Below are 17,308 nucleotides of genomic sequence, written 5' to 3' on the forward strand. Positions count from 1 at the left end.
AAACAAATGAAACATACTATTCGCTGTACCCTCGGAGCAGCCGCCATCGGCTTGCTTACGGCATGCAGCTCGCCTCAATCGGAAACAGCCTTGCTACAGGCTGGCGTTAGCCGCGAACTGGCACAATACAGGAAAGACAACTTCGGGCAGGTACGCTACCGCCTGTTTTTCTCCATACCGGAACAACGCGGGGAAGCCGTCACCGGAACGGCAGAGATTTCACTTGCTATCAAAGAAAAACAGCCCGTTATCATCGATTTCCGCGGAGAGCCGGGACAGGTATCTTCCGTCCTTTTGAATGAAAAGGAAGTGCCTTATACGTTTAAAGATGAACATATCGTAATAGATGCCGGAGAAGTGTCTCCGGGCGAGAACCGTGTTTCAATCGCTTTTACAGCAACCGACCAGTCGCTGAACCGCAGGGATGAGTTTTTGTATACCTTGTTGGTTCCCGACCGTGCCCGCACGCTTTTCCCCTGTTTTGACCAGCCGGATATGAAATCGCTGTTCAACCTTACCCTCGAAGTCCCTCAGAAATGGCAGGCTGTAGCAAACGGGGCCATACAGGAAACCGATTCCGTTTCCGTTCCCGGACGTAAACGAATCTCTTTCCGCGAGACTGAACCGCTCAGCACTTACCTGTTCTCTTTCGTAGCAGGTGAACTGGCCCGTGAGACATATAATCGTGAGGGTAGGGAAATCTCCCTGTACCACCGGGAAACCGACCCGAAGAAAGTAGCACAATGCCCGGAAATTGCAGGTGAAGTATTCGATGCCCTCAGTTGGCTGGAAGAATATACGGGAATACCTTATCCTTTCGCCAAATATGATTTTATCATCCTGCCGGGATTCCAATATGGCGGAATGGAACATACCGGAGCCACTTTATATAACGACCGGCGTATGTTCCTGAATGAGAATCCGACCTTGAACGAGCGGTTGGGACGCAGCGCCCTGATAGCGCACGAAACCGCCCACATGTGGTTTGGCGATTATGTTACGATGGAATGGTTCGACGATGTCTGGACCAAAGAAGTCTTTGCCAACTATTACGCATCACAGGTTGTGGAGCCGCTTTATCCGGAAGTCGACCACCGTTTGAATTTTATGCTCGATTACCTGCCGCCTTCCTATTCCGAAGACCGTACGGCCGGAGCCAACCCTATCAAACAGGACTTGGATAACCTGCGGAATGCCGGTCTGGCATACGGGAATATCATCTATGACAAATCTCCGGTTGTAATGGCTATGTTAATCCGTATGATGGGAGAGGATGCGTATCGTAAAGGCATACAGGAATATTTGAAAACCTATGCGTATGGCAATGCCACCTGGGAAGGCCTGATTGGTATTCTGGATACCTATACGGACCACGATTTGCAGGCATGGAGCCATGTCTGGGTACATGAGAAAGGAATGCCGGATATACGGGCGGAGATAAAAGGGGATAGCCTTATCGTATCCCAAAAAGACAGTTGGGGACGTGGACTGCTCTGGCCGCAGGATATCACGTATCAGCTTTATCTGGATAGCCGTGTAGATACGATTACGGTCTCTTTTGACGGAAAGACCGGTGTGGTCACCCGAAAACTGGACTTGCCCGCCGGAGAAAAATATACGCTTATCCCGAATACCGACGGAACAGCCTACGGTTTCTTCCGTTTGACCCCGCAGGAAGCGGAAGATTTGTTGCTGCCCTTGCAGAATACGCCGGATGATGTATTTTGCGGTTCTTTACTGATTACGCTTTACGAGAATTTACTGAACCGGACCATCCCGTCGGACTGGTATATGGATGCCATGCTTGAATACCTGTCGGAGATGAGAAACCCGTTGCTTTTCTCTTCCATATTAGGATATATCGGCAATTGCCAGCGTTTGTATCCGGTCGATGCCGGAAAGCCGGAAGAAGCCTTATGGAAAATCGTACAGGAAAAAGGCTCTCCCGGAATAAGCCTGCAAGCCTTCCGTATGTACCGTTCCCTGGCTGAGACACCCGAAGCAATCGGCCGCCTGTATAAAATATGGAAAGAACAAAAAGCCCCCGGCGAATGTTCTTTGAGCGAAAGCGACTATATCGGATTGTCGTATAAATTGGCGATGTACCTGCCGGAACAAGCGGATGAAATTGTTTCCGTGCAACAATCCCGCATTACAAACCCGGACCGCAAGAAGGAATATGCATTCATATCCCCGTCCGTTTCACCCCGGAAAGAGGTGCGCGACAGTGTGTTTAATGCCTTGCTGGTCGCAGAGAACCGGCGGATCGAACCGTGGGCGTCTGCTGCTTTGGCAAATGTGAACAGCAAAGTGTGGCAGAAAGAAGCCGTTTCTTATATCCGTCCCGGTCTGGAAGCATTGCAGGAGGTTCAGCGTACCGGAGATATATTCTTCCCAACAGCATGGGTAAGAGCTTTATTATCCGGTCATACTTCGGCGGAGGCGCGGAAAGAGGTGGATACATTCTTTGCCAATCATCCGGATTATCCGGTTATGTTATCAAATAAAATACGGCAACAAGCCGACCATTTATATAGACTAAAAGAATAATTTATGGGATGGATTTATTTGTTGTTGGGCGGCCTGTTTGAAATAGGCTGGCCCATCGGGATGAAAATGGCCGATACGACCGGTCATCGTTTGCTTTACCTGACAATCGCCGTCGTATCGATGGGATTGAGTGGCTATTTCCTGTATCTGGCGCAGAAAACGATACCGATTGGTACGGCATATGTGGTATGGACAGGCATAGGGGCAGTAGGAACATTGCTGATTGGAATTTTCTTTTTCCATGACTCGGCTGGCTTGTATCGTATACTCTCCGCATTGTTGATAGTAACGGGAATTATCGGCCTTAAATTAGCATCTTAAGAAAAAAATAGCGGTTTTTTGTAATCTTTTGATAGAAATACTTGCTAATTCAATTATTATTGTAACTTTGCGGCGTAATAATAAAACAAATGAGAAGAATAACACTACATCACCATCATCATTGCAACGGGCGTTAGTTCGGTGGGCTGTTGGGTATGTAGGATACACAAGGATATATAATGAAGGCTTACCGTTCGCGGTGAGCCTTTTTTTATTTCCAAACGGTCAACTCTCAATTACCAATTGTCAACATTTAAAAAAAAATAATAGCATGTTACGAATTGCAGTACAATCAAAAGGTCGTCTTTATGATGAAACAATGCTTCTTCTCGAAGAAGCCGGTATAAAACTAAACAGGGGAAAACGTATTTTGCTCCTTTCAGCAAAAGGATTTCCCGTTGAAGTATTATTCCTGCGTGATGACGATATCCCTCAGTCTGTAGCCAATGGCGTAGCTGATATAGGTATCGTAGGAGAAAACGAATATGTGGAAAAAGGGCAGGAAGCCAAATTGGTAAAACGTCTGGGTTTCAGTAAATGCCGCCTGTCCCTTGCCATTCCTAAAGATGAAGACTATCAGGGTGTACAATGGTTCGAAGGAAAGACAATCGCAACCTCTTATCCCGAAATCCTGAAATCCTACCTTAAAGAAAAGGGAGTGAAAGCAGACCTGCACGTAATCAGCGGTTCGGTAGAGATAGCACCGGGTATCGGCCTTGCCGACGCCATCTTCGATATTGTAAGCTCTGGCAGCACACTGGTGAGCAACCAGTTGAAAGAGGTGGAAGTCATCATGCAGAGTGAAGCCTTGCTGATTGCCAACAACAATCTGTCCGAAGAAAAACAATCGATTCTGGACGAACTGTTGTTCCGTTTCGAATCCATCCAGGAAGCAGAAGGAAAGAAATACGTCCTGCTGAATGCCCCGAAGGACAAAGTAAAAGAAATAACAGAAGTCCTCCCCGGTATGAAAAGCCCCACAATCACCCCGCTTGCCGACGAGAACTGGGTTTCCGTCCAATCCGTAATTGCAGAAAAACACTTCTGGGAAATCATCGGCAAACTGAAATCCTTAGGAGCCGAAGGCATCCTGGTTATCCCGATTGAAAAAATGATACTCTAAATAATTGACAGTTGACAAGTGACAGTTGACAGTTATTCCGGCTTTCAGCCGGGCTGTTAACCGGGCGCGAAGCCAAACTGTCAACTGTCACTTGTCAACTGTCAACTGAATAAATATGGAAGTAATAAAATATCCGTTAAGAGAAGAATGGGCTGCGTTGGCTGAACGTCCGGCATTGGATGTCAGCACCCTGTTCGATACTGTCCGCACCGTGCTCAATGAAGTACGTATGGAAGGGGATGCAGCCGTTATGCGTTATGAAGAAAAGTTCGATAAGATAAATCCGGCAACCTTCGGTTCGCTTCAAGTATCGGAAGAAGAGATTATAGCTGCACGCGCCCTGGTCAGTGAAGACCTGAAAGAGGCGATCCGTAACGCAAAAAATAATATAGAGACATTCCATGCCTCCCAGCGTTTTACCGGAAAGAAGGTGGAAACAACCGCAGGCGTTACCTGCTGGCAGAAAGCGGTAGCTATCGAAAAGGTAGGCCTGTATATTCCGGGGGGAACAGCCCCTTTGTTCTCGACCGTATTGATGCTGGCTGTACCTGCACGTATTGCCGGTTGCAAGGAAATCGTATTGTGCACGCCACCCGATAAAAACGGAAATGTGCATCCTGCCATCCTGTTTGCCGCTGAAACCGCAGGGGTAAATAAAATCTTTAAGATAGGAGGGATACAAGCCATTGCTGCAATGGCTTACGGAACGCAATCCGTACCGAAAGTATATAAAATATTCGGTCCCGGAAACCAGTACGTTACAGCCGCCAAGCAATTGGTCAGCCTGAAAGACGTGGCAATCGATATGCCGGCAGGCCCTTCCGAAGTGGAAGTGATAGCCGACGAATCCGCCAATCCTGAATTTATAGCAGCCGATTTCTTGTCGCAGGCCGAGCATGGAGCCGACAGCCAGGCAATGCTGGTTACAGCCTCCGAAGGCATTGTAGGCAAAGTAATCCTTGCTATCCAGGAACAGGTAGCCCGCCTGCCCCGTCAGGAGATTACGGAAAAAGCATTGAAACACAGCCGTATCATTGTCCTGAAAGACCGTCAGGAAGTGATAGACTTCACCAACCTGTACGCTCCTGAACACCTGATTATCCAGACAACGGACTACACGGCGATAGCCGGACAGGTGGAAAATGCAGGCAGCGTCTTTATGGGGCCGTATACCCCGGAAAGTGCCGGCGATTATGCTTCCGGTACGAACCACACCCTGCCGACCAACGGCTATGCAAAAGCCTATAGCGGTGTGAATCTGGATAGTTTCATTAAGAAAATCACCTTTCAGGAAATCACTGCCGACGGTATCCGGCAGTTAGGCGATACCATCCGCATTATGGCGGCAAACGAGCAATTGGAAGCACACCGGAATGCAGTAACAATCAGATTGAAGACATTATGAAAGACTTAAAAGAATTAGTAAGGCCGAATGTTTGGAATATGAAGCCTTATTCGTCGGCAAGAGACGAATACCACGGTTCCGCCTCCGTTTTCCTGGATGCAAACGAGAACCCCTATAATACCCCTTACAACCGCTATCCCGACCCGATGCAGTGGAAGCTGAAAGAGCGCATTGCCGAACTGAAAGGAGTGGCTGTTAAATCCATCTTCCTCGGGAACGGAAGTGATGAGCCGATAGACCTCGTTATCCGTGCTTTTTGTGAGCCGGCAGCAGACCGTATCGTCAGCATCGCCCCTTCCTACGGTATGTACGAAGTCGCTGCGGAAGTGAATAATGTGGAGTTCTGCAAAGTGGAACTGGATAAATCCTTTAACCTGGATACAGACCGCCTTTTACAGGCTGTGGACGAACGGACAAAAGTAATTTACCTCTGTTCGCCGAACAACCCGACCGGCAATAGCCTGGAGCGTGAAAAACTGTACCGTATCCTGAATACATTCCAAGGAATTGTCGTGATTGACGAAGCCTATATCGATTTCTCGGCCGAACCGTCGTTCCTTTCCGAACTGGACAGGTTCCCTAATCTGATTGTGCTTCAGACCTTGTCGAAAGCATGGGGTGCCGCCGGTATCCGTATGGGGATGGCATTTGCATCCCCCGAAATTATCTTTATCCTGAATAAGATAAAATACCCTTACAATGTGAATATGCTGACGCAGGCACAGGCGCTCGACATTCTGAACCATGCAGACCGGATGAAAGAGCAGTTGGATGCCATCCTTTCCGAACGTGCGCGCCTGCAATCCGTATTGTCGGGATTGGCTTGCGTGAAGAAGATGTATCCTACCGACGCCAATTTTATTCTGGTAGATGTGGGGGATGCCAACGGCATTTACGACCTGCTGGTAAATAAAGGGGTGATTGTGCGTAACCGTACCAATGTGACGCTCTGCAACGGATGCCTTCGTATCACCGTCGGTACGCCGGAAGAGAACCAAGCGTTATTGGCTGTTTTAGAAACGATATAAGGTATGAAAAGAGCGTTATTTATAGATCGCGACGGTACATTGGTTATCGAGCCGCCTGTCGATTACCAACTGGATAGCCTGGAAAAACTGGAATTTTATCCGAAGGTATTCCGTAACCTGTATTTTATCCGCAAACAGTTGGATTTCGAGTTTGTTATGGTAACCAACCAGGATGGCCTGGGTACCTCTTCCTTTCCGGAAGAAACCTTCTGGCCGGCCCATAATAAGATGTTGAAAGCATTGGAAGGCGAAGGGATTGTATTCGACGATATCCTGATAGACCGTTCTTTCCCGGAAGATAATTCCCCGAACCGCAAACCCCGTACGGGTATGTTAGGGAAATACCTTTCCGGAACTTACGACCTGGCGGGAAGCTATGTAATCGGCGACCGCCTGACCGATATGCAACTGGCTGCCAATTTGGGAGCGAAAGCTATCTGGCTGCGTCCGATGGATGACGAAGCCCGCCAGCTTTTAGCCGAAAATCCGGCACTTTCCCCCGTACTGGTTACGGAGGATTGGGACAAAGTAACCGAATTTCTTTTTGCGGGCGAACGCCGTGCCGTAGTGCAACGGACTACCAAAGAGACGGATATCTATGTGGAAGTAAACCTGGATGGGCATGGCACAACTGAAATCTCGACCGGATTGGGCTTTTTCGACCATATGCTCGACCAGATAGGCAAGCATTCGGGCATAGACCTTACAATCCGTGTAAAAGGCGATTTGGAAGTGGACGAACACCATACGATTGAAGATACGGCGATTGCCCTTGGCGAAGCCTTGCTGAAAGCGCTGGGAGACAAACTCGGCATAGAACGCTACGGGTATGCCTTGCCGATGGACGACTGCCTCTGTAGTGTGGCCCTCGATTTCGGAGGACGTCCCTGGCTGGTATGGGATGCCGAGTTCCATCGGGAAAAAGTAGGGGATATGCCAACCGAGATGTTCCTGCATTTCTTCAAGAGCCTGAGCGATGCCGCCCGTATGAACCTGAATATTAAAGCGGAAGGCACGAACGAGCACCATAAGATAGAAGGTATTTTTAAGGCTCTTGCCCGTTCTATCAAAATGGCAATACGACGGGATATTTATAAATACGAATTGCCCAGTACAAAGGGGATGCTATAACCGGAGAACAGGCGCCGGAGGAAGATTAGAAGGCTTTAATTTGCGACATTCAAAATAAATTCTTTCCTTTGACGCCTGTTTAAGAATAAAGAATATGATTAGAAATTTGATTATAGCAGTGTGTGCACTCCTGTTTGTTTCCTCCTGTAGCAAGGATGAGCGTGATAAATTATACGGTAAATGGCAGATGCAGGAGATTAATACGAACGGTACGGTAGAAAAGGTAGATACGATCTATTATAATTTCCAGCATGGATTGTTCCAGTACCAGATATATAATGAGAATACAGGTGCAAGCCGTGTTTCCGATGGTTTTAACGATGTTATAGGAGAGAACAAGATCGAGTTGGAAATACTGGATAAAAACCTGTTGCCGTATACAGACTGGACTTCTACCAAGCGGGTTTTCACGATTGACGAAGTAACTTCAAAAAGACTTATCCTGACTTCGGGAGACAAGACGTATACTTTCCGCAATTTCTGATAATTAAATAGATTAGATACAACTCCCCGGATAATGGCTATGCTTCAGCAAACCGTTATCCGGGGAGTTTTTGTTTTGTATCTAATGTACTTTCTAAGGGGATGAATTCAACGAATATAATTGTGTTGAACAAGAAAAAAATATATATTTACCGCATAAAATACGGAGAAAATAAATATGATTTATATCTGGCAACAAAAAGGCTGGCCTGATTTTACTTGGGATAATGCAATGTTATCCTATAAGCTGGGTAGAGTTCGGAGTTTGCAAGGTAAACTTGTGGGTAAAATGAGTGTGCTTGGCTTTGATTTGAAAAACAATGCCATGCTTAATGCATTAACGGCTGATATTACAAAATCATCTGAAATAGAAGGGGAAATATTAAATGTAGATCAAGTACGTTCTTCTATCGCTCGTCATTTAGGTATAGAGATAGAAGGATTACCTGAAGCAGATCGATATGTGGACGGAGTGGTACAGGTGATGTTGGATGCTACACAAAACTATAAGCAACCATTAACGGATGAACGTCTTTTTAATTGGCACGCTGCTCTATTTCCTACAGGACGAAGCGGAGCCTATAAAATAATGGTTGCCGATTGGCGGCAGGGAGCAGAACCGATGCAGGTTATATCGGGAGCAATGGGAAAAGAAAAAATACATTATCAGGCACCTGATTCGGATAATATACCTTATCAAATGGATTTGTTTTTAGCTTGGGTAAATAACAATCAAAAGATAGACCCAGTGTTAAAGGCAGCTATAGCTCACTTATGGTTTGTTACTATTCATCCGTTTGATGATGGAAATGGACGAATATCCAGAACGATAACCGATTTGTTTTTGGCTCGTGCGGACGAAATGCCGCATCGCTTTTATAGTATGTCTGCAGAGATACGTAAACAGCGTAAAGGTTACTATGATATATTGGAAAAAACCCAAAAAGGTAGTTTAGATATAACTGCTTGGCTTGAATGGTTTCTGGATTGTCTGGAAGCTGCATTGCTTGATACGGAGCAATCTGTTAGTAGGGTTTTGCAAAAAGCAGCTTTTTGGGATAAGTATCGGTCCGTTTCAATGAATGAACGGCAAATCAGGATGGTAAATATGCTTTGGGATGGCTTCGACGGAAAGCTGACTTCTTCTAAATGGGGAAAGATTACTAAATGTTCTCCTGATACGGCGTTACGTGATATACAGGATTTAATAACTAAAAATGTATTGCGTAAAACGGATGAAGGGGGACGAAGTACCAACTATGAATTAGTTTTATAAATGTTTTGCGGAGAATACAGGCGCTAATCTCCGCAAAATATGCAATGAATATAGATTTGTTTCCTTTGCTTCTTTTTCAAATTAGTAGCGGTAGTAAATTAAATTAGTAGCGGTACTAATTCAAATTACTATCGCTACTAACATTTTTTAACACTTACTCGCCGGTCAGTTCTGCAACGGTCGCACGTGTTTCCCGTATCAAGTCGGCAGGCGCAATTTGTATTTGCAGCCCCCGTTGCCCGGCGCTGACGTAGATTTTGTCGAATGTTTCGGCTGTAGGATGGATATATGTCGGGAAATGCTTTTTCATCCCGATAGGAGAGCAGCCGCCCCGGATGTAACCGGTCAGAGGCAGCAGTTCTTTTACCGGAATCATTTCACAGCTTTTGTTTCCCGAAACTTTTGCCGCCTTTTTCAGGTTTACCTCTTCCGCTCCGGGAATGACACAGACAAAATATCCGCTTTTGTCGCCATGCAAAATCAATGTTTTGAAAACCTGTGCCACATCTTCGCCTAGCTGTTCGGCAACATGTGTGGCGCTCAGGTCGTTTTCATCTACTTCGTAGGGTACCAGTTGGTAAGCAACTTTTGCTTTATCCAACAGGCGTGCCACATTCGTCTTGCTAATCTTCATTTTTATATTCCTTTCATTGTGAGTTGTACCCGCTTGCGGGCAAGGTCCACACTCAGAACTTTTACTTTTACATGCTGGTGGATAGATACGATTTCCGTAGGGTCGCTGACAAAGCGGTCGGCAAGCTCGGAAATATGAACCAGCCCGTTTTCTTTAATGCCCACATCGACAAAACAACCGAAATTGGTAATGTTCGTCACTATACCCGGCAGGACTTGTCCTTCTTTCAAATCCCCGATGGTTTTCACTGTCGGGTCGAAAGAAAATACCTGGATCGCCTGGCGCGGGTCCCGTCCCGGTTTGTCCAGTTCTTCCATAATGTCCAGTAAGGTAGGCATTCCCGTTGTATCGGTAATGTATTTCTTCAAATCCAGTTTCTTCTTTAGCTCCTTGTTTGCTATCAAATCGGAAACCGTACAATTCAAATCTTTCGCCATCTTTTCGACAATTGGGTAGCTTTCGGGATGGACGGCGGAGTTGTCCAGCGGATTCTTGCCGGCCTGTATGCGAAGGAAGCCTGCACTCTGTTCGAAGGCCTTTTCGCCCATACGGGGTACTTTCAGTAATTCCCGGCGCGACTGGAAAGGGCCGTGTTCGGTACGGTAATCCACGATATTCTGAGCCAGGGCAGGGCCTAAGCCGGAGATATAGGTCAGCAGGTTCTTGCTTGCCGTATTAACATTTACCCCGACCAGGTTCACGCAGCTTTCCACCGTCTGGTCGAGGCTCTTTTTCAGTGCGGACTGGTCTACATCGTGTTGGTATTGCCCTACGCCAATGCTTTTGGGGTCAATCTTCACCAGTTCGGCAAGCGGGTCCATCAGGCGGCGTCCGATGCTTACCGCACCTCTTACCGTGACGTCGTATTCCGGAAATTCATCCCTTGCAATCTTGGAGGCGGAATAGATGGATGCGCCGTTTTCGCTGACTACGAAAACCTGCACTTTCCGGTCGTAACGTATATTCGTAATAAATTCTTCCGTTTCGCGGCTCGCCGTACCGTTGCCGATAGCAATCGCTTCGATGGCATAGGTGGATACCAGTTGCGATACTTTGGCAGCGGATTTGCTTTTCTCGTTCTGCGGCGGATGCGGATAGACGGTTTCATTATGTAGCAAAGCCCCTTGTGCATCCAGGCAAACCAGTTTACAACCTGTGCGGTAGCCCGGGTCTACCCCCAATACCCGTTTTTGCCCCAAAGGGGGAGCCATCAGGAGTTGGCGGAGGTTGCCGGCAAAGACACGGATGGCTTCTTCATCCGCTTTCGTTTTGCTCAGGTTGGAAAATTCTGTTTCGATGGAAGGCTTCAACAGGCGTTTGAAGGAGTCGTCTACAGCATCGGAAACCTGTTCGGAGGCTTCGTTCCGGTTGCGGACAAAACGGCGTTTCAATCGGTCCATACAGGTGTCCGCATCCGGCGAAATGCTGACGCGTAGTATACCTTCCGCCTCCCCGCGGCGAAGAGCCAGCAGGCGGTGGGACGAGATGCGTTTCAGCGGTTCGCTGAAGTCGAAATAATCCCTGTATTTGGCGCCTTCTTCTTCCTTGCCTTTGATGATTTTAGCTGTAATAATGGCGGTATGCGAGAAAGAATTACGGACGATATTACGAGCTTCCTCATTTTCGTTTACCCATTCGGCAATGATGTCGCGGGCGCCCTGCAACGCTTCTTCCATGCTCTTTACTTCCCCTTGGATAAAGGCTTTAGCACGTGCCATCAGGTTCGGCTCGTTCTGCATCATTACCACCTTGGCAAGCGGTTCGAGCCCTTTCTTCCGGGCAATTTCCGCCTTGGTAACCCGTTTGGGCTTATAGGGGAGATAGAGGTCTTCTATTTCCGTGCTGTCCCATGATGCTTCGATACGTTTTTTCAGTTCAGGGGATAGTTTTCCCTGTTCTTCTATGGAGGAAAGGATCGTTTCCTTACGCTTTTTCAGTTCGGTAAATTTGTCCAGTTGGTCTTTAATGTTTCCTATCTGGACTTCGTCCAGGCCACCTGTTACTTCTTTTCTATAACGGCTAATAAAAGGGATGGTCGCCCCTTCGTTCAGCAGGCCGATCGTTTTTTCCACTTGTCCCGCAGGAATATTTAATACTTGTGAAACCAGTGTATGGAATGATGTTGCCATATCTATATTTTTCAATTTGAGGTACAAAGATAATCGTTTGGCTTTTTATTTAGTTTTCCAGGTCGGTTTCTTTGGATTAAAATATTTGTTTCTTTCATTTATTTTAAAGACTTTTGTGGCGATAACATATAAATATCATGGCAAATAAACACTCTGCAGAACAATCTTTGGAACGAGATTACAAAGATTTGTCCGGGCTTTTGGAAAATATAGTAGAATCTATCCCTTTGTATCTTTTTGTGAAGGATAGCGGAAATGATTTCCGGTATGTCTATTCAAGTCCGATGATGAAGCTCCTTTATGGAAGACACCATGAAGAAATAGTAGGGAAAACTGATTTCGACCTGTTTCTGGACCCGGTTGTTGCACAAGCATTCCGGGATATGGATGAAAAGGTGGTCAAGTCCGGGGAAATGCAACGTTTTGTCGAGCAAATGGTCGATCCGAAAGGTATAATCCGCTATATGGATACGATGAAAATCCTGGTTCCCCGTGAAGGAAAAAGTCCTTATTTGTTGGGTATCTCGTGGGATATTACCCAGCAAAGGCTCTATGAGGAAGAGCAACGGGAGAACAATAAACGTTTAGCCATGTCGTGCCAGGCGGGAAAAATCTACCCGTGGATATGGGATGTGGTAGACGAAACAGCCGAGCTTTCTTATGTGAAAGACGGGGGATTGGTCAATACGTTCATTACACACGAAAGTTTTACGGAAAAGATACATCCGAATCATCAACAAATGTACAGGGATATTACCAGCGCATTTGCCCGGGGAGAGGTGGAAACGATACGTTTGAGTTTTCTTTGCCATTATTTTTCCGATGAATATGTCTGGCTGGAAAAAATAGGGGAAGTCCTTGAATACGGTCCCGACGGCAAGCCGGCGAAAGCGATCGGTATTTTGCGTGATATTACGGCGGATAAACGCCATGAGGAAGATATCCGTGCCAAACGCCTTGCCGAAGAGAGCGACCGGATGAAATCGTCTTTTATTGCGAATATGAGCCATGAAATCCGTACGCCGCTAAATGCCATTGTCGGTTTCTCCACTCTTTTGGCACAGGCCGAAACGGAAGATGAGAAACAGGAATACCTGAATATTATCCAGTCGAGCAATGAGTTTTTGCTGCAATTGATAGGGGATATCCTCGATATATCCAAGATAGAATCCGGCAAGCTGGAATTTCTGTATACGGCATTCCGCTTGAATGATGTTTTCCAGACCCAGCAACAAGCTTTCGCTCTTCGTGTAGACAGTGGTGTAAACGTTATATTCGAGAACGATGGAAATAATTATACCATTGTTTCTGAAAAGACCCGGTTCACGCAGGTATTGGTGAACTTTCTTTCCAATGCAATAAAATTTACTTCGAGCGGTTCTATCCGTTTTGGCTATAAAGTCATGGATAATGGCATTTATGTTTATGTCTCGGATTCGGGGTGCGGCATAGAGAAGGATAAACAAGCCGCCATATTCGACCGGTTTGTCAAGTTGAATAACTTTAAGCAGGGAACGGGGCTGGGACTTTCCATCTGCAAGACCATTATAACGATGTTGCGCGGGGAGATAGGCGTGGATTCGGAGCCGGGCAAAGGTTCTACATTCTGGTTTCGTATCCCTTGTAATCCGATGAAAACGGTTTAATCTGTTTTCAGGCGGACTGTTTCGTCTGCCAGCAGTTGAAGTTCTTCCGGATTATGGGACGTAAATAAAACAGTCTGCCCGCTTTCGGATTGCCGTTGGCGGATACGCCCGATAATCCGGCGGCAAAGGGCTTCGTCGATACCTTTGAAGGGCTCGTCCATCAATAATAGGGAGGAGGGATAGATTAAGGCACGTGCCATCGCCACCCGTTGCTGTTGTCCGAAGCTGAGCTCTCCGGGAAAACGTTCCCCATACGTCTCCATTTCCATTTTTTCCAGTATGCCGGTTGCCAGTGCAAGCGCTTTCTCTTTGCCGGTAACTGCCGCCAGTGGCAAAGCGATATTTTCGGCTACCGTTAAATGGTTCAGCAACTCCGGTTCCTGGAATACGGTGGCAATACCGCCGCAGTTATTCATTTCAATCTTTCCCTGGAGGGGATGCAGGATATGGCCTATCAGTTGCAGCAAAGTAGTTTTGCCTGTACCGGAAGGAGCCGTAATGCCGTATATATGTCCTTGCTTGAATTGATAATTGAAATGGGAGAGGATCGGTTTGTCCCCGTATTGGAAGGAGAGGTCTTTTATGCGGATATCGCCGACAGGCATAGGCGGGGGCATCTCTTTTTCTTTGGAGGTATAAGAGATGCCTACGGGCATTTGTCCGAGGCGGGCAATCCCTTTGTCGAACAGGAAGCTGACGAGGATAGCGACGATGGTCCATGCCATCAGTTCGGGGACGGCAATAAAGGTCTGTGCCCGTTTCATTTCTCCCCCGATACCGAGGTTGCATTGCGCTAATACTTCTCCCATAATGATGGCGCGCCAACCGAATCCTGCTGCCGAAGCAAGTCCGCTGTACAGGAACGGTTTCAATTGGGGGTAAATGATTTGTGTAATCCGGTTCCATCGGCCGATTTGGAAAGTACGGGCCATTATCATGTATTCTTTCCGTTGGTTGCGGATACCCTTGGTCAGGTTTTCCGTCAGTAGCGGGAACATGGTCAGGAAAGCGATGATAAGGGGGATATTTTCCGGATTAAGGAAAATCAAGGCCAATAAGATAAAGGAGATAACCGGGATGGAACGCATGATTGCCAGCATCGGGCGGAAAAGTTCATATAGCCATTCTTTCCTGCTGAACAAATAAGCCATGCAGATAGCCGCTGCCAGTGATATCAGCATACCGCCGATTCCACGCGCGACGGTTGCTGCAACCGACTGGTAGAACGTTGCGGAGGTAAATAATCCGGCAAGTGTTCCCACTAATTTCGGGATAGACGGAACCAGTTCCGGCAAATCCACCGTCAGGGCGAATAATTGCCAGAGCAGTAGTAGTATCCCGATGGATAGTAATGTGAGCAGGCTTTTTTTCATTGTTTGCTTAGTTATAAAAACGTCCGTCCGGAAGTTTTCCGTTCAGGGCTTTAGGTTCATAACTCTCTATCAGTTGCAGGAAAGCGGCAATGTTGCCTTTTGCTTCCGACGCTGATTGGTAATGGATACGACAACGTTCGATGCCTTCGGGGGTAAGCATGCCCGGTTTGAATATGCCTTGTTTTTCCAATATGCGGATGGCTTCTTCCGGGTGTTCCGTGGCAAAGCGGCAGGAAACTTGCAACAGGCTGTCTATTGTACTGCTTTTGTCAGCCAACGCAGGGGAACAGACAATGGCTGTCTGCGGGAATCCCGGTGAAGCGCCTCCCCGGTTATTTAAATCGGCTAATATCCGTAATGTACTGTCTTTTCTGAGCGCCATGCTGAGGAACGGTTCTCCTAAAACGGCTGTTTCTATTTTTCCGGCAAGCAAACCTTGCAGGATTTCGGGGGCAGAAGAAAATGTGTAGTTTAGCTTATAATCCAACCGGTTTTGTTGCAGGTAATACCGGGTAAGTATATCCGGTGTCGTTCCTGCGCCGAACAGGTATAATTCCGGTTTCGGGGCTTTATTTCCCTCATAAGTTTGCCGTCCTGTCATATAAAGCGTACCCCATACCGGACATCCCAGCAGGTGGAAGGATATGCCTCTGTTGTAAAGGTTGGCTGCACTAATCATGGGAAGGGCTGCAATATCCGTTTCCCCTTTTACAAGCAAAGCCTGTATCTTGTCCGGCGCATCTATTACCTGTATATCGAGCGGTTTTCCGTTTATCACCGGAGGATTTTCCATCCATCCGGCAAATGCAATGGCCGATGGCCCGCGAAGGATGGAAACGCGTATCTGTTCCCCTTCTTTATGGGAACTGCTGCAACTGCACAAAATTAGTAAGAATAAGAATATAAGCCGGATAATCATTTGAGAATAAGTTTAGGACAAAGATATGAATTTAGTTGAAAAATGATTGATATTCCTATTATCACTTTTTATAATCTCGATGCTGAAGGCTGAATGTATACTCTAAGCTATCGTATATGTTTACAATTCTTTTACGGAAAAATTGTAAACATAACCTGTATTTTGATAAAACAAATCGGTTGTCGGGTTGGAAAGACACTCGAAAGTATCAGAGTTGTAAAATATCTACATTGCTTCTACCATATTAATATGCCATTTTTCTATCAAAAATCTTAATCGTGCATAACTTTTATTTGTTTGTCGTTCAGTTGCATTAGTTTTCTATTATTTTCTTACCCAAAATTCATTTATCTATAAATTTAAAATTTTCAACTATATTATATATATTTGTACAATTAAGTATCGGCTAATTATTATTACATGTATGAAAACGAAATTCGAGAAATTTTTGAAGGGCATTTTTTTGACTTCATTAGCTTCATTAGCTTCTTCTAATGAAGCTAATGCTATATCCTATGATCTTTCCAAAATAAGCAATGATAACAATAATATAGAGCAGGGGAAAAAAAATGACCTTTCTCAGAAATATATACTTAAAATCCATAATGATAATTCATATTTGATTGCAGGTCATAGAAGCCACCGTTCACACTCTTCACACAGATCTCATTCTTCGCATAGATCAAGTAGTTATGGAAGCTATAGCGGTTCTTCTACTTCTATAAGTTCTAGCACTTCAACATCTAAAACTAATGCAAGCACTTATACAAAAACTACTTACTCATTGGGAGAAAGAAGTATTATTAGTGGGGTTTCTGGTAAAGATGTTGCTGAGTTAGCTAATAAATTACTTAAAATAAGGTATATAACAGAATCGGATATAGAAAAAAACTATTTAGGAGATGTCATATATTCTATCAAATTGGAGAATGCTATTAGAAAGTTTCAACAATACCATTACCAGACAGTGGATGGTATTGTAGGACAAAGAACAATTGAAGCAATAAATAAACGTATAGAGCAAATGAATAATGAAATAGCAAATGTCAATTCCTCTAAATACAATTTGGGTGATCGAGTTCTTAAAAAACAAATGCAAGGACATGATGTGACACAACTTAAAAATATCTTGATAGATAAAGGGTACTTGCCTGGAAATCTACTTAAAGGTGATTCTATCTTTGATGAAGAGACGGAAAATGCTGTAATTAAATTTCAAAAGTCAATAGGGATAGATGCAGATGGTATTGTAGAAACTCAAACTGTTTATTTCTTGAAAAAATAAATTTC

Annotated in this window: 14 protein-coding genes; 10 read left to right on the forward strand and 4 right to left on the reverse strand. The window is 45.6% G+C overall.

Annotated features, from left to right (window positions below; all coding sequences use genetic code 11):
- The first annotated feature begins 6 nt into the window (after window positions 1-6).
- The 8 genes from ACGE0T_RS07995 to ACGE0T_RS08030 all read left to right on the forward strand — a co-directional run bounded on the left by ACGE0T_RS07995 (window position 7) and on the right by ACGE0T_RS08030 (window position 9,317).
- Window positions 7-2,550 carry a M1 family metallopeptidase gene (locus ACGE0T_RS07995; protein WP_459190003.1) on the forward strand — a complete coding sequence of 848 codons (2,544 nt, stop codon included), beginning with the start codon at window positions 7-9 and terminating at the stop codon, window positions 2,548-2,550.
- Between the two features lie 3 nt (window positions 2,551-2,553).
- A complete protein-coding gene (locus tag ACGE0T_RS08000; protein ID WP_459190004.1) occupies window positions 2,554-2,871 on the forward strand; it encodes a DMT family transporter in 318 nt (105 codons plus the stop codon).
- 271 nt (window positions 2,872-3,142) lie between these two features.
- On the forward strand, window positions 3,143-3,994 hold the full coding sequence (gene hisG / locus ACGE0T_RS08005; protein ID WP_459190005.1) for an ATP phosphoribosyltransferase: 852 nt from the start codon (window positions 3,143-3,145) through the stop codon (window positions 3,992-3,994).
- A 115-nt stretch (window positions 3,995-4,109) separates the two neighbouring features.
- A complete protein-coding gene (hisD, locus tag ACGE0T_RS08010) occupies window positions 4,110-5,399 on the forward strand; it encodes a histidinol dehydrogenase (RefSeq protein ID WP_459190006.1) in 1,290 nt (429 codons plus the stop codon).
- Window positions 5,396-6,427 carry a histidinol-phosphate transaminase gene (gene hisC, locus ACGE0T_RS08015; protein ID WP_459190007.1) on the forward strand — a complete coding sequence of 344 codons (1,032 nt, stop codon included), beginning with the start codon at window positions 5,396-5,398 and terminating at the stop codon, window positions 6,425-6,427. The genes hisD and hisC overlap by 4 nt, the downstream gene beginning before the upstream one ends.
- 3 nt (window positions 6,428-6,430) lie before the next feature.
- Complete coding sequence (gene hisB, locus ACGE0T_RS08020) at window positions 6,431-7,558, forward strand: bifunctional histidinol-phosphatase/imidazoleglycerol-phosphate dehydratase HisB (protein WP_459190008.1); 1,128 nt, start codon at window positions 6,431-6,433, stop codon at window positions 7,556-7,558.
- A gap of 94 nt (window positions 7,559-7,652) precedes the next feature.
- Window positions 7,653-8,042 carry a lipocalin-like domain-containing protein gene (locus ACGE0T_RS08025; protein ID WP_459190009.1) on the forward strand — a complete coding sequence of 130 codons (390 nt, stop codon included), beginning with the start codon at window positions 7,653-7,655 and terminating at the stop codon, window positions 8,040-8,042.
- 171 nt (window positions 8,043-8,213) lie between these two features.
- Window positions 8,214-9,317, forward strand: coding sequence for a Fic family protein (locus ACGE0T_RS08030; RefSeq protein ID WP_459190440.1), 1,104 nt, complete (start codon window positions 8,214-8,216; stop codon window positions 9,315-9,317).
- Between the two features lie 154 nt (window positions 9,318-9,471).
- On the opposite strand, the gene ybaK is transcribed toward ACGE0T_RS08030, so the two are convergent.
- Together ybaK and ACGE0T_RS08040 are read right to left on the reverse strand one after the other, a co-directional pair.
- Complete coding sequence (ybaK, locus tag ACGE0T_RS08035; RefSeq protein ID WP_459190010.1) at window positions 9,472-9,951, reverse strand: Cys-tRNA(Pro) deacylase; 480 nt, start codon at window positions 9,949-9,951, stop codon at window positions 9,472-9,474.
- A gap of 2 nt (window positions 9,952-9,953) precedes the next feature.
- A complete protein-coding gene (locus ACGE0T_RS08040) occupies window positions 9,954-12,080 on the reverse strand; it encodes a Tex family protein (RefSeq protein ID WP_459190011.1) in 2,127 nt (708 codons plus the stop codon).
- 137 nt (window positions 12,081-12,217) lie between these two features.
- Here ACGE0T_RS08040 and ACGE0T_RS08045 point away from each other — a divergent pair, with 137 nt between their 5' ends.
- Window positions 12,218-13,726 (forward strand): PAS domain-containing sensor histidine kinase, encoded by a 1,509-nt coding sequence (locus ACGE0T_RS08045; RefSeq protein WP_459190012.1) that lies wholly within the window; start codon window positions 12,218-12,220, stop codon window positions 13,724-13,726.
- Here the strand turns inward: ACGE0T_RS08045 and ACGE0T_RS08050 are convergent.
- Together ACGE0T_RS08050 and ACGE0T_RS08055 are read right to left on the reverse strand one after the other, a co-directional pair.
- Window positions 13,723-15,099, reverse strand: coding sequence for an ATP-binding cassette domain-containing protein (locus tag ACGE0T_RS08050; RefSeq protein ID WP_459190013.1), 1,377 nt, complete (start codon window positions 15,097-15,099; stop codon window positions 13,723-13,725). The genes ACGE0T_RS08045 and ACGE0T_RS08050 overlap by 4 nt on opposite strands.
- Window positions 15,100-15,106: 7 nt before the next feature.
- A complete protein-coding gene (locus ACGE0T_RS08055) occupies window positions 15,107-16,015 on the reverse strand; it encodes an ABC transporter substrate-binding protein (RefSeq protein ID WP_459190441.1) in 909 nt (302 codons plus the stop codon).
- A gap of 427 nt (window positions 16,016-16,442) precedes the next feature.
- On the opposite strand from ACGE0T_RS08055, the gene ACGE0T_RS08060 reads away from it, so the two are divergent.
- Window positions 16,443-17,303 (forward strand): peptidoglycan-binding domain-containing protein, encoded by an 861-nt coding sequence (locus ACGE0T_RS08060; protein WP_459190014.1) that lies wholly within the window; start codon window positions 16,443-16,445, stop codon window positions 17,301-17,303.
- The last annotated feature ends 5 nt before the right edge of the window (window positions 17,304-17,308 follow it).

This window comes from Parabacteroides sp. APC149_11_2_Y6, from assembly GCF_054506995.1.

What these genes read in the sequence shown, in the direction of transcription:
- ACGE0T_RS07995 (WP_459190003.1), top strand. Translation starts at nt 7, where the DNA reads ATGAAACATACTATTCGCTGTACCCTCGGAGCAGCCGCCATCGGCTTG.
- ACGE0T_RS08000 (WP_459190004.1), top strand. Translation starts at nt 2,554, where the DNA reads ATGGGATGGATTTATTTGTTGTTGGGCGGCCTGTTTGAAATAGGCTGG.
- ACGE0T_RS08045 (WP_459190012.1), top strand. Translation starts at nt 12,218, where the DNA reads ATGGCAAATAAACACTCTGCAGAACAATCTTTGGAACGAGATTACAAA.
- hisC (WP_459190007.1), top strand. Translation starts at nt 5,396, where the DNA reads ATGAAAGACTTAAAAGAATTAGTAAGGCCGAATGTTTGGAATATGAAG.
- ACGE0T_RS08060 (WP_459190014.1), top strand. Translation starts at nt 16,443, where the DNA reads ATGAAAACGAAATTCGAGAAATTTTTGAAGGGCATTTTTTTGACTTCA.
- hisG (WP_459190005.1), top strand. Translation starts at nt 3,143, where the DNA reads ATGTTACGAATTGCAGTACAATCAAAAGGTCGTCTTTATGATGAAACA.
- hisB (WP_459190008.1), top strand. Translation starts at nt 6,431, where the DNA reads ATGAAAAGAGCGTTATTTATAGATCGCGACGGTACATTGGTTATCGAG.
- hisD (WP_459190006.1), top strand. Translation starts at nt 4,110, where the DNA reads ATGGAAGTAATAAAATATCCGTTAAGAGAAGAATGGGCTGCGTTGGCT.
- ACGE0T_RS08050 (WP_459190013.1), bottom strand. Translation starts at nt 15,099, where the DNA reads ATGAAAAAAAGCCTGCTCACATTACTATCCATCGGGATACTACTACTG.
- ybaK (WP_459190010.1), bottom strand. Translation starts at nt 9,951, where the DNA reads ATGAAGATTAGCAAGACGAATGTGGCACGCCTGTTGGATAAAGCAAAA.
- ACGE0T_RS08040 (WP_459190011.1), bottom strand. Translation starts at nt 12,080, where the DNA reads ATGGCAACATCATTCCATACACTGGTTTCACAAGTATTAAATATTCCT.
- ACGE0T_RS08025 (WP_459190009.1), top strand. Translation starts at nt 7,653, where the DNA reads ATGATTAGAAATTTGATTATAGCAGTGTGTGCACTCCTGTTTGTTTCC.